At 69.0% G+C, this 13,015-nt stretch carries 8 protein-coding genes; 2 read left to right on the forward strand and 6 right to left on the reverse strand.

What is annotated here, in order from left to right; translation table 11 throughout:
• Nucleotides 1–187 precede the first annotated feature (187 nt).
• From pyk to gltB, 4 genes are all read right to left on the reverse strand, one after another.
• Nucleotides 188–1,639 carry a pyruvate kinase gene (gene pyk / locus ACIA58_RS12235; protein ID WP_396403683.1) on the reverse strand — a complete coding sequence of 484 codons (1,452 nt, stop codon included), beginning with the start codon at nucleotides 1,637–1,639 and terminating at the stop codon, nucleotides 188–190.
• Nucleotides 1,640–1,738: 99 nt separating this feature from the next.
• The gene (locus ACIA58_RS12240) at nucleotides 1,739–3,217 is read right to left on the reverse strand and encodes a metallophosphoesterase (protein ID WP_396403684.1); all 1,479 of its coding nucleotides are present in this window, start codon (nucleotides 3,215–3,217) and stop codon (nucleotides 1,739–1,741) included.
• A 91-nt stretch (nucleotides 3,218–3,308) separates the two neighbouring features.
• The gene (locus ACIA58_RS12245) at nucleotides 3,309–4,775 is read right to left on the reverse strand and encodes a glutamate synthase subunit beta (protein ID WP_396403685.1); all 1,467 of its coding nucleotides are present in this window, start codon (nucleotides 4,773–4,775) and stop codon (nucleotides 3,309–3,311) included.
• Nucleotides 4,775–9,298, reverse strand: a complete 4,524-nt coding sequence (gltB, locus tag ACIA58_RS12250; protein WP_396403686.1) for a glutamate synthase large subunit — start codon at nucleotides 9,296–9,298, stop codon at nucleotides 4,775–4,777. The genes ACIA58_RS12245 and gltB overlap by 1 nt, the downstream gene beginning before the upstream one ends.
• A 249-nt stretch (nucleotides 9,299–9,547) precedes the next feature.
• Here gltB and ACIA58_RS12255 point away from each other — a divergent pair, with 249 nt between their 5' ends.
• Nucleotides 9,548–10,366: a phosphotransferase family protein gene (locus ACIA58_RS12255; protein WP_396403687.1), complete on the forward strand. Its 819-nt coding sequence runs from the start codon at nucleotides 9,548–9,550 to the stop codon at nucleotides 10,364–10,366.
• Here ACIA58_RS12255 and ACIA58_RS12260 read toward each other — a convergent pair.
• The gene (locus tag ACIA58_RS12260; protein WP_396403688.1) at nucleotides 10,303–11,091 is read right to left on the reverse strand and encodes a hypothetical protein; all 789 of its coding nucleotides are present in this window, start codon (nucleotides 11,089–11,091) and stop codon (nucleotides 10,303–10,305) included. The two genes, ACIA58_RS12255 and ACIA58_RS12260, sit on opposite strands and share 64 nt — an antisense overlap.
• Nucleotides 11,092–11,123: 32 nt before the next feature.
• On the opposite strand from ACIA58_RS12260, the gene ACIA58_RS12265 reads away from it, so the two are divergent.
• Nucleotides 11,124–12,152: a 1-aminocyclopropane-1-carboxylate deaminase gene (locus tag ACIA58_RS12265; RefSeq protein WP_396403689.1), complete on the forward strand. Its 1,029-nt coding sequence runs from the start codon at nucleotides 11,124–11,126 to the stop codon at nucleotides 12,150–12,152.
• Here ACIA58_RS12265 and ACIA58_RS12270 read toward each other — a convergent pair whose 3' ends face one another.
• The gene (locus ACIA58_RS12270; protein WP_396403690.1) at nucleotides 12,153–12,977 is read right to left on the reverse strand and encodes a hypothetical protein; all 825 of its coding nucleotides are present in this window, start codon (nucleotides 12,975–12,977) and stop codon (nucleotides 12,153–12,155) included. It lies immediately after the preceding gene.
• Nucleotides 12,978–13,015: the final 38 nt, after the last annotated feature.

The following is a 13,015-nucleotide window of genomic DNA, read 5'->3' on the forward strand; positions in this document are numbered from 1 at the left end:
TGGTGGGTGGCCACCTGGTATTTCTTGTCGCCGGTCACGGTTTCTGGTCTCAGGTCCCGCTTCGGTGCACACACCTCACGCCTTTGTTGTTCTTGTTCTGCATGCGTCGAGGCGGGCGGTCAGGTGACCGCCCGCCTCGACGCATTTCTCTCAGTGTTCTTCGGTTGTTCCCGGAGAAGTTCTTCGGTTACGGGTTCTGGCTGCGGTAGGCGGGGGCTATGCCTTCGATGGCGTCGCCCATGCGGTGGACTCGGAGGGCGTTGGTAGAGCCGGGGATGCTGGGCGGGGAGCCGGCGACGATGACCACCAGGTCGCCCTTCTTGAGTTTGCCGAGCTCCAGGAGGCGCTGGTCTACCTGGCGGACCATCTCGTCGGTGTGTTCGACGGTGGGGACGATGTAGGTCTCGACGCCCCACACCACGCTCAGCCAGGAGCTGACCGACGGGACCGGCGTGAAGGCGAGCAGCGGTACCTCGGTGCGGTAGCGGGCCAGCCGCAGCGCGGTGTCGCCGGACTGGGTGAACGCGATCAGGTACTTCGCGTCCAGCCGCTCGGCAACGTCCGCGGCCGCGCGGGCGATGACGCCGCCCTTGGTCTTCGGCTCCCACTCGATCGCCTGGACCCGGCTGAGGCCGTGCTCCTCGGTCGACTCCACGATCCGCGCCATCGTCCTGACGGTCTCGATCGGGAACCGGCCGACGCTGGTCTCACCGGAGAGCATGACCGCGTCCGCACCGTCGAGTACGGCGTTCGCCACGTCGGACGCCTCCGCCCGCGTCGGGCGCGGCGCGGAGATCATCGACTCGAGCATCTGGGTGGCGACGATGACCGGCTTCGCGTTCAGGCGGGCCTGGTCGATGATCAGCTTCTGGACCAGCGGGACCTCCTCGAGCGGGAGTTCCACGCCGAGGTCGCCGCGGGCCACCATGAACCCGTCGAAGGCCTCGATGATCTCGTCCAGGTTGGCGACGGCCTGCGGCTTCTCGATCTTCGCGACGACCGGGACCCGCAGCCCCTCCTCGTCCATGATCTTGTGCACCAGCTGGATGTCGGCGGCGTCGCGAACGAACGACAGCGCGATCATGTCGGCCGGCAGGTGCAGCGCCCAGCGGAGGTCCTCGATGTCCTTCTCGGACAGCGCCGGCACGCTCACCGCGACACCCGGCAGGTTGATGCCCTTGTGGTTCGACACCGGGCCGCCGACGGTGACCCGGCAGACCACGTCGGTCTCGGACACCTCCTCGGCCACCAGCGCGATCCGGCCGTCGTCGATCAGCAGCTGGTCGCCGGGCTTCACGTCGCCGGGCAGGCCGTCGTACGTCGTTCCGCAGATGGTCTGATCGCCCGGCACCTCCCGGGTGGTGATCGTGAAGCGCTCGCCGTAGGTCAGGGTTGCCTTGCCCTCGGCGAATTCGGCCAGCCGGATCTTCGGACCCTGCAGGTCGACGAGGATGCCGACATTGCTACCGGTCTCCGCGGCCGCGGTGCGGATCCGCTGGTAGATGCGCTCATGCTCGGCATGGGCGCCGTGACTCAGGTTGAGTCTTGCGACGTCCATACCTGCTTGGACGAGTTCCAGGATGCGCTCCGGGGCGGCCGTAGCCGGGCCGAGCGTACAAACGATCTTTGCGCGACGCACGTCACAAAACCCTACTCCTGCAAACCACTGGCCCCGCTGGTCCACCCCCGTTACTGGGCAGTTAACAGCTGATGGCGATCGTCCGCGGAGGCTGAATCGTCAAGAACCCAAGGTGGTGTAGGCCCCGACCGTCACATCGCCGCCGGGTTGGGCGGTGACCGTCTGCAGGCCGACCGGCAACCCTTCCTGGTACGTGATGAGGGTGACCTCACCCGGCTTCCGCAACGTGTAGCCGAGGGCGAACGCGTACGCCGCTCCCCCGGTCGTGCCGTTCGTGTACGTCGTGACCGCGCGCTGGTCGACCACCCGGTGCTCGGGACCGACCTGGCGGTGCAGATGACCCGACAGCAGCAACGTCGCGCAGCCGCGCTCGGCGGTGTCGGCGAACGACGACGGGTCGTGCACCACCATGGTCGAGATCCGCTTGTCGTCCGGCTGGTCGCAGGCGACGTCCGCGAGCCGCTCCGACTGCTGCTGGACCGTCTCGTCGCCCGGCGTGTCGGCGCTGCCGAGCCCGGTCTTGGTCGGGTCGCTGTCGCCGAGGAACCGGATCCCCTCCACCTCGACCGGCTTGCTGTCGAGCACGGTGAACCCGGCTTTTCGCATGAAGTCCTCGACGTGCCCGCCGGCGTCGTGGTTGCCGGCCACCGCGACCACCTTGAAGTCCTTGAAGTGCTGCCGCAGCGAGTTGATGCTGAACGCTTCCCAGCTCTGCCCCGACGACGTGTCGTCACCGGCGTCGATCAGCAGCTTGGCGCCGCCGACCTTCGCCACCTCGGACGCGAATCCGTCGATCCCGATGTTGTCGTGCCGGTCCGACACGAGCAGGGCGACCTTCTCCTCCTTGCTCGGCTGGTGGATCTCCGGCGCGACGTCGGAGACCCGCTCCTTGAGCTGCCCGTACAGCTCGGTCGACTTCCGGTACGTCTCGACCAGCGTGCGGATCACCCCGACGCCGCCGGTGGTGGAGAACCCGGCCGCGACCTCGACCTTCTTCAGCCGGTCGTCGAACGACATCTCCGGCAGCAGCTTGAACAACGGCTGCCACTGCGTCGGCGGTACCTCGGCCGGCCGCATCCGTCCCGGACCGTAGATCGACGCGATCGTGATCAGCATCGCGACGAGTACGACGATGGCGCGGTGCTCGAACCGGCGCTCGTGGCGGTGGACCAGGTGCCACAGTTCGCGCCGGCGACGTACCCCGAGCGCTGTCCAGAGGGTCGCGACGACGACCACCACGAGCAGGCCCGAGCCTGCTCCGGCGACCGCGTTGTCGACGGCCATCTGCTGGATGACCTGCTTGATCCGCCCGATCTCACCGTCGGGCTGGGACGCGATCAGGGTGTCGCGGGTGAGCAGCTCGGTGAGGTTGTCGGCGTCGGTCTCCTGGACGTCGATGTTGACGCCGACCTTGCCCGGCGTGTTGGCCGGGATCCGCAATCGTGGCAGTACGGCGCCCAGGTCGAGCGTGGCGTACCCGTCGAAGGTGGGCGACACGGTCGCCGCGTGCGCGCCGATCGTGACCCGCTCGGAGTCGCTCACGAACCCGAACAGGCCGACCACGACCGACGTCACCACAAAGAGCAAGCTGAGCGCGGCCCATGGCGCTATCGCCCTGAGCCGCGCTTTCGTCACCAACCGCCTGACCACACCTACAACCTAGCGAAACTCACACGGCGAGCGGGCGCGCTGTCGGCGGGATCGGGGTGGGCAGGGTCGACGAACCGGTCAGCAGGGTGTCCACGCCGTTGGCACAGGAGCGGCCCTCGGCGATCGCCCAGACGATCAGGGACTGACCGCGCCCGGCGTCACCGCAGGCGAAGACGCCCTCGACCGTGGTCTGGTAGTCCTTGTCCCGCTTGACGTTGCCGCGCTCGTCGAGCTCGACGCCGAGCTGCTCGAGGAAACCCTCGCGCTCCGGGCCGAGGAAGCCCATCGCCAGCAGCACCAGCTGCGTCGGGATGGTCCGCTCGGTCCCCTCGACCGGGTTGAACCGGCCCTCGGAGAACTCGACCTCGACCAGCTTCAGCCCCGAGACGTTGCCCTCGGCATCGGCCTCGAAGTTCACCGTCGAGACGGCGTACACCCGGTCGCCGCCCTCCTCGTGCGCGGAGGCGACCCGGTAGATCATCGGGTACGTCGGCCACGGCTGGTGCCCCGGCCGGTCGTCACCCGGTCGCGGCATGATCTCCAGCTGGGTCACGGTGCGGGCGCCCTGCCGGTGCGCCGTACCCAGGCAGTCGGCGCCGGTGTCGCCGCCGCCGATGATCACCACGTCCTTGCCGGCCGCAACGATCTGGTCGTCGACGGTCTGGCCGAGGGCGACCCGGTTGGCCTGCGGGAGGTACTCCATCGCCTGGTGGATGCCGCCGTACTCGCGGCCCGGCACCGGCAGGTCGCGCGCCGCGGTCGACCCGGTCGCGATCACCACCGCGTCGTACCGCTGCTTGAGCTGGGTCCCGGTCACGTCCACGCCGACGTTCACGCCGGAGCGGAAGACCGTGCCCTCCTCCTTCATCTGCTGGATGCGGCGATCGACCTGCAGCTTCTCCATCTTGAACTCGGGAATGCCGTACCGCAGCAGGCCGCCAGGGGTGTCGGCGCGCTCGTACACCGCGACCGTGTGCCCCGCCCGGGTCAGCTGCTGCGCGGCGGCCAGGCCGGACGGACCGGACCCGACGACCGCGATCGTCTTGCCGGTCAGCCACTCCGGCGGCTGGGGCCGGACGTCACCGGTCTCCCAGGCCTTGTCGATGATCGCGACCTCGACGTTCTTGATCGTCACCGGGTCCTGGTTGATGCCCAGGACGCACGCGGTCTCGCACGGCGCCGGGCAGAGCCGGCCGGTGAACTCCGGGAAGTTGTTGGTCGCGTGCAACCGCTCGATCGCACTCGACCAGTCGTCCCGCCAGACCAGGTCGTTCCACTCCGGGATCAGGTTGCCCAGCGGGCAGCCGTTGTGGCAGAACGGGATGCCGCAGTCCATGCAGCGGCCGGCCTGCTTGGTGATGATCGGCAGCAGCGCCTTACCGGGCCCACCGGGGTAGACCTCTTTCCAGTCCTGCTTGCGTTCCTCCACCGGCCGCCGGTCGGCGACCTCGCGCGGGGTGGTCAGGAATCCCTTGGGATCAGCCATCAGATGGCCTCCATCATCGCTCGCGTGGTGGCGTCCTCGTCCAGCCCGTCGCGCTCGGCGGCCGCCTTGGCCGCCAGCACCCGGGCGTAGTCGCGGGGCATCACCGTGGTGAACCTGGCGGCCGCGGCGGGCCAGTCGGCGAGCAGCTTGGCCGCCCGTTCCGATCCGGTCTCCTCGAAGTGCCTGCGGACCAGGTCGTGAAGCAGTTCGGACTCGTCCGTGGTGACCGGGTGCAGATCCACCAGCTCGGGGTTCACCAGGGCGTGGTCCAGGTCGAGCACGTGGGCCACGCCGCCCGACATGCCCGCCGCGAAGTTCCGTCCGACGGCGCCCAGTACGACGACGCGCCCGCCGGTCATGTACTCGCAGGCGTGATCGCCGACCGACTCCACGATCGCGGTCGCACCCGAGTTCCGGACGCAGAACCGTTGCCCGACGCCACCGCTGATGAACAGTTCACCCGAGGTCGCGCCGTACGCGATCACGTTGCCGGCGATGATCTGGCCGGCCGCGTCGAACCGCGCGCGCCGGTCCGGGCGGATGACCACCCGGCCGCCGGACAGGCCCTTGCCGACGTAGTCGTTGGCGTCACCCTCGAGTCGCAGGGTGACTCCGCTCGGCACGAAGGCGGCGAACGAGTTGCCGGCCGACCCGGTGAAGGTCAGGTCGATGGTGCCGTCGGCCAGGCCGGCCGCTCGGTACCGCTTGGTGATCTCGTGGCCGAGCATCGTGCCGACGGTCCGGTTGACGTTCCGGATCGCGAGCTGTGCCCGGACCGGTTCGCCGTTGTCCAAGGCCGGCCGGCAGATCCGGATCAGCTCGTTGTCGAGCGCCTTGTCCAGGCCGTGGTTCTGCTCGACGACCTGGTGCCGCGACGCGCCTTCCGGCAGCGACGGCACGTGCAGGATCGGCGTCAGGTCGAGACCGTCGGCCTTCCAGTGGTCGACGGCGCGCTGCACGTCCAGCACCTCGGCGTGCCCGATCGCCTCGTCGAGGGTCCGGAATCCCAACTCGGCAAGGTGTTCGCGGACCTCCTCGGCGATGAACTCGAAGAAGTTCACCACGAACTCGGGCTTGCCGGAGAAGCGCTCCCGCAGTACCGGGTTCTGCGTGGCGACGCCGACCGGACAGGTGTCGAGGTGGCAGACCCGCATCATGATGCAGCCCGACACCACCAGCGGCGCGGTCGCGAAACCGAACTCCTCCGCACCGAGCAACGCCGCGATGATGACGTCCCGGCCGGTCTTCAGCTGGCCGTCGGTCTGTACGACGATGCGGTCGCGCAAACCGTTCAGCAGCAGGGTTTGCTGCGTTTCGGCGAGACCCAGCTCCCACGGACCACCTGCGTGCTTCAGCGACGTCAGCGGCGCCGCGCCGGTGCCGCCGTCGTGCCCGGAGATCAGTACGACGTCCGCGTGCGCCTTGGACACGCCCGCGGCGATCGTGCCGACGCCGACCTCCGAGACCAGCTTCACGTGGATCCGTGCGGCCGGGTTCGCGTTCTTCAGGTCGTGGATCAGCTGGGCCAGATCCTCGATCGAGTAGATGTCGTGGTGCGGCGGCGGCGAGATCAGGCCGACGCCGGGCGTCGAGTGCCGGGTGCTCGCCACCCACGGGTACACCTTCGGGCCGGGCAGCTGGCCGCCTTCGCCGGGCTTCGCGCCCTGTGCCATCTTGATCTGGATGTCGTCGGAGTTCGTCAGGTACTCCGCGGTGACGCCGAAGCGCCCCGACGCGACCTGCTTGATCGAGCTCCGCCGCGACGGGTCGTACAGCCGGTCTGGGTCCTCGCCGCCCTCACCGGTGTTCGACTTGCCACCGAGCTGGTTCATCGCGATCGCCAGCGTCTGGTGCGCCTCCATGCTGATCGAGCCGTAGCTCATCGCGCCGGTGGAGAACCGCTTGACGATCTCGCTGACCGGCTCGACCTCGTCGATCGAGATCGGCTCCCGGTCGCTTCCGAAGCCGAACAGACCGCGCAGCGTCATCAGCCGCTCGGACTGCTCGTTCACGCGGGACGTGTACTGCTTGAAGATGTCGTAGCGACCGGTCCGGGTGCTGTGCTGCAGCCGGAAGACCGTGTCCGGGTCGAACAGGTGCGGCTCGCCCTCGCGGCGCCACTGGTACTCGCCGCCGATCTCCAGCTTGCGGTGCGCGGCCAGGATCCCGTCCGCGGGATACGCGCGCAGGTGCCGACGACGTACCTCCTCGGCGATCACGCCGAGCCCGACGCCGCCGAGCTTGGACGCCGTCCCGGTGAAGTACTGGTCGACCAGCTCCGGCGCGAGTCCGTTCGCCTCGAAGATCTGGGCGCCCGTGTACGACGCGACGGTCGAGACACCCATCTTCGACATGACCTTGAGGACGCCCTTGCCGAGCGACTTCACCACGTTGCGGACGGCCTGCTCGGGCTCGATGCCCGGCAGGTAGGTGCCGCGCCGGCACAGGTCCTCGACGGACTCCAGCGCGAGGTACGGGTTGATCGCGGCCGCGCCGTACCCCATCAGGAGTGCGACGTGGTGGACCTCGCGGACGTCGCCCGCCTCGACCACGAGACCGACCTGCGTGCGGGTCTTCTCCCGCACCAGGTGGTGGTGCACCGCCGCGGTCAGCAGCAGCGACGGGATCGGCGCGCTGTCGGCGTTCGAGTGCCGGTCGGACAGCACCAGGATGCGGGCGCCGTCCTTGATCGCGGCGCTCGCCTCGGCGCACACCTCGTCGAGCCGTGCCTTGAGCGCGTCGCCGCCGTTCTCGACGTCGTACACGCCACGCAGGACCGTGGTGGCCAGGCCGGGCATGTCGCCGTCGAGGTTGATGTGCCGGATCTTGGCCAGCTCGTCGTTGGTGATCACCGGGAACGGGATCACCACCTGGCGGCAGGACGCCGGGCTCGGGCTGAGCAGGTTCGACTCGGGGCCGAGCGAGGACGACAGCGAGGTGACGAGCTCCTCGCGGATCGCGTCCAGCGGCGGGTTGGTGACCTGGGCGAACAACTGCGCGAAGTAGTCGAACAGCAGCCGCGGCCGGTCGCTCAGCACCGCGATCGGGGTGTCGGTGCCCATCGAGCCGATCGGCTCGGCGCCGGCCTTCGCCATCGGGGTGAGGATGACGCGCAGCTCTTCCTCGGTGTACCCGAAGACCTGCTGGCGCCGCGTCACCGATGCGTGGCTGTGTACGACGTGCTCGCGCTCGTGGAGGTCCTCGAAGCGGATCAGGCCGCCGTGCAGCCACTCGTCGTACGGGTGCTCGGTGGCGAGGGCGTTCTTCACCTCGGCGTCGGTGATGATCCGGTGCGCGTCGACGTCGACCAGGAAGATCCGGCCCGGCTCGAGCCGGCCCTTCTCGGTCACGGTGGCCGGGTCGATGTCGAGCACGCCGGCCTCGGACGCGAGGACGACGAGGCCGTCCTCGGTCACCCAGTAGCGCGAGGGGCGCAGGCCGTTGCGGTCGAGGACCGCGCCGACCTTCGTGCCGTCGGAGAAGACCACCGAGGCCGGGCCGTCCCACGGCTCCATCAGCGTCGAGTGGAACTCGTAGAACGCGCGCCGCTTCGAGTCCATCGTGGCGGCGTTCTCCCACGCCTCCGGGATCATCATCAGCATGGCGTGCGGCAGCGAGCGGCCGCCGAGGTGGAGGAGCTCGAGGACCTCGTCGAAGGAGGCGGAGTCCGAGGCGCCCGGCGTACAGATCGGGTAGAGCTGCTCGAGGTCGCCCGGGATCAGGTCGCTGGCGAGCAGCGCCTCGCGGGCGCGCATCCAGTTGCGGTTGCCCTGGACGGTGTTGATCTCACCGTTGTGGGCGATGTACCGGTACGGGTGGGCCAGCGGCCAGGACGGGAACGTGTTCGTGGAGAACCGCGAGTGCACGATGCCGATCGCGGAGGCGAGATCGGGGTCGGTCAGCTCGGGGAAGAACTTGTCCAGCTGGTCGGTGGTGAGCATCCCCTTGTAGGTGATGGTCCGGCCGGACAGGGACGGGAAGTAGGTCTCCGTCTCCTTCTCGGCACGCTTCCGCAGCCGGAACGCCATCCGCTCCAGCGCCAGGCCGAGCACCCGGCCGGCCTTCGCGCTGACGAACAGCTGCTTGAACGTCGGCATCACCGAGCGCGCGGTCGCGCCGAGCAGGTCGGGGGTGGTCGGGATGTCCCGCCAGCCGACGACACTCAGCTGCTCCTCGGCGGCCAGCTCCTCGATCCGGTGGATCGCCTTGGCGGCGTCGTCGGGATCGGCCGGCAGGAACGCGATGCCGGTCGCGTAGCTGTGCGGCGCCGGCAGGTCGAACTCGCACACCTTGCGGTAGAAGGCGTCCGGGACCTGGATCAGGATGCCGGCGCCGTCGCCGGAGTCCGGCTCGGCGCCGGACGCGCCTCGATGCTCGAGGTTGCGCAGGGCGGTCAAAGCCTTGGCCACGATGTCGTGGCTCGGTTCACCGGTCAGGGTCGCGACGAAAGCAACACCACAAGCGTCGTGCTCGTGCTGCCCGTCGTAGAGACCCTCGCTCGGGAATGGGGGGCGACCATACATTCAGGGGCTCCCGTCGTCCTACGGTCAAACAACTGGCCGCGGGACAACACTGGCCCAAGCCGGGTGTCCCGAGACTACCTCATGACGCCCACCAGATGGACTTCCCGTCCACCGCCAAACGCCTTGATGACCCACAGTAAGCAAGCGCTCACTACTAGCCTCCCATCTTCCCAGCCCACCGCCCCCACAACCACCCACCCCACCCAAAATTCACCCACTGAGACCGCCTGATCCTGATAGGCCATCCCTATGCCCTGGCAGCCCTCCCCCGACTGGCAACCGCTCACCTCTGGCACCGGCCAGGCCACCGGCGGCGTCTGGCTCACTCCCGACGGCCAGGTGGTCAAACGCCTCGTCCCTGGCGTCGAGGACGAGCGGCACCACGCCTACTGGCAACGCCAGGCCTTGGTCGCCGAGTCCGGCCTCGTGTCAGCTACACCCGGCCTGCACGCACCTACCTTCCTGGGGCTCGACCGCGACGCAACCGGCATCACGCTACGCACTGCGTACACACCGGCGGCGGACTGGACTCCGGAGGCGCTCGCTGAGGCTCTAGGTCGCTTCGCGCGGTCGTCGGTGGCTGAGCCTGCCTGGGGCGCCCGGGGGGTACTGAGGGACCGGCTGGCGACTGTGGAGCGTAGGGGCGGCTGGGAGGTGCTTGAGCGGCACGAGCTGGGATCGACGGCGATCCGCCAGTTGTGGAGCCGGCGGGAGGCCGCCCTGGTCATGCTGGACAGACTTCCGCGCGTGCCGACCCATGGCGACGCATATCCGGCGAACCTGCTCGGCCGCGACGGCGATGACGTCGTCGCCATCGACTGGGAACAGTTCGGCCTGGGCCCGGCCGGCTTCGACCTCGGCTACCTAGCCCTCGCGGTGAACACCCCACTCGACGCACTGCTAGCCACACACGGCGACGACGTACGACGCGGCGCTGTGCTCGTGGCGGCCTACACCGGCGTCTCGCGAGCGGCGTGGTCCCTTGGCCGAGCGGACGCCGGAGATCACGTTGCCCGGTTGGCCAGCTTGTCACCGATCGTTGATGAGGCTGTCAGCCACGCCTCGTGAAACGCCTGGTAGCTCGGGAAGCGGGTGGTGGTGGCTTCGGTGAGTACGGCGTGGAGGGGTGAGGGCGCGTCCGTGAGGAAGATCTGGGCAGTGCGAGCCATCACGTAGGCCGTAGTTCGAGTGTCGATGGGAGCCCCGAGCACATGCTCCTCGGGCGCCATGAAGCGGCTGGAGCCGAACATGCGGCCCATCGTGTTGCGGTAGGGGCCGCGGCGGTACGTGTCGAGGTCCATGACCGTGAGCCGACGACTCGGGAAGTCGTAGAGCATCGCGGAGTCGTAGAAGTCACCTTCGACCCAGCCGCCCGCATCGAGCTCGGCGTGTAGGTCATACAGGCTGTTGAGCGCGGTGAGGATCTCCTGGGTGGGGAGGGCCTTGAAGCGTTCGAGGGCAGGGCCGAGGAGGTCGCCGTCGCGCCACTCGTAGACGAGCACCGGGCCGGCCGGGGATTCGATGAGCGCGTGCAGGGCCGGGAGCGCGGCGTGGGTGACGGAGCGGGCGAGTTCGACGGCGTTGCGGAGGAGAGCTACCCGGCCGTCGAAGTCGAGGTACGGCGTGGGGTTGTCCGGCTCGCCGGCGGTCTTGACGAAGTACCGGGCATCGACGGTCTGTACGCCGTACGAGATGTTTCCGGAGTCCTGGGTGGCGGCGCCGAAGCGGGCGAAGATGGTGCCGAGTTGTTCGAGATAGGCGGCGGGGCGGAGGTCGATCTCGGGCGGGAACACCCGGCTGACGCTAGTCCAACTGAGGAGGATTCATGTCGCTTGCTGACTTTCCCAGGTATCCGTTGTTGTTCGGGCCCAGCCCGGTGCATCCGTTGGAGCGGCTGTCGGCGTACCTGGGTGGGGCGAAGGTCTGGGCGAAGCGGGAGGACTGCAACTCGGGGCTCGCGTACGGCGGGAACAAGACGCGGAAACTGGAGTACCTGATCCCGGACGCGCTGGCGCGGGGCGCGGACACGTTGGTGTCGATCGGCGGGTACCAGTCGAACCACACCCGCCAGGTGGCCGCGGTGGCGGCGAAGGTGGGGCTGAAGGCGGTGCTGGTCCAGGAGAACTGGGTCGACTGGCCGGATGCCCTCAACGACCGGGTCGGCAACATCCTGCTCAGCCGGATCATGGGCGCCGAGGTGCGGCTCGATCCGGCCGGCTTCGGGATCGGGTTCAAGGACAGCTGGAAGCAGGCCCTCGAGGACGTGCAGGCTCGCGGCGGTACGCCGTACGCGATCCCGGCCGGCGCCTCGGACCACCGGCTCGGCGGGCTCGGGTTCGCGCAGTGGGCGGACGAGGTGGAGCAGCAGGAGCGGGAGCTCGGGGTCTTCTTCGACACGATCGTGGTGTGTTCGGTGACCGGGTCGACGCATGCCGGGATGATCGCCGGGTTCGCCGGGCAGGACCGGCCCCGGCGGGTGATCGGGATCGACGCGAGCGCGAAGCTGCAGGAGACCCGCGACCAGGTCGAGCGGATCGCCCGGGCGACGGCCGAGCTGATCGGGCTGGGACGCGACCTGCGCGACGACGAGATCACGGTGCTCGAGGGCTGGGCCGGCGAGCAGTACGGGATCCCGGTGCGGTCCACGCTCGACGCGATCCGGCTGACCGGGCAGCTCGAGGGGATGATCATCGACCCGGTCTACGAGGGCAAGTCGATGGCCGGCCTGATCGACCTGATCCGCACTGGCGAGATCACCAAGGGCTCCACCGTCCTGTACGCCCACCTCGGCGGACAGCCCGCGCTCAACGCCTACAGCGGCCTGTTCACCCAGAGCAGGCCGATCGCTGAGTAGTCACCAGCCGCTGGCGAAGAACCCCTCGAGGCCTGGTAGCGGGTGGGCGGCGGTCGTTGCGTTCGCCACCACGACGACGGCCAGCGCCAGCGCCAGCAGCGGGACGAAGACGCCGTACGCCGCCAGCAGTCGCCTGGTCCGCCGCTCGGCCCGATCCGTCCTCATGAACCCTCGCCACAGCCCGACGGACAGGACGACGAGCACAAGGACCACGATCGAACCCTCGACGGCCATGACCGCGTGGAACTTGACGTAGTCGTCCGTGATCACCGCGAGAGCGGGTGAGTTCTGCCCGTCGGCCAACTGCTGCCTGACCTGGGCCAGCGTGTCGGCCAGCGGACCGCCGGACGCGCTCGGGGCGCCGAACAGCATCGGCAGCAGCGAGCCGAACGGCGCCGCCAGTCCGTGGATGTTGGCCATGACGGCTGCTAGCGAGACCACCGCCAGCGCAGTGGCGAGGACGCCGCCGGCCGCAAGAGCCGCGGCCCGAAGCCCGCCTGCCCTGAGGAACGTCCGCCAGATCAGCACGCCGAGGGCGACGAGTACGACCACCAACGCTCCGGCAAACAGCGCCTTGGCCGCGTGATACCGGAACCAGTAGTCGACCACCCGCTGCAGGCCGGAGTCGAACCTGCCCTCGCCAGAACCCCAGTACGCGATGAACGCGCTGCGGAAGGCCGCGATAAGTCGCGTCTGGCCGCCAAGGTCGGTGGTCGCCGCATTGCGCGCCATCACGGCCGGGGCCATGACGAAGGCGACGATGAGCGCCACCGCGAGAACAGTGAGCTTCTTCGTAGCCGGCTCATGGGAGGTGGTCGACGTCATAGGCCACAAGCTAGGCGGACCCGTCGGGTGCGAGCCAT

Origin of the sequence: Kribbella sp. NPDC051586 (assembly GCF_044453965.1) — a bacterium.
Taxonomy (GTDB): Bacteria; Actinomycetota; Actinomycetes; order Propionibacteriales; family Kribbellaceae; genus Kribbella.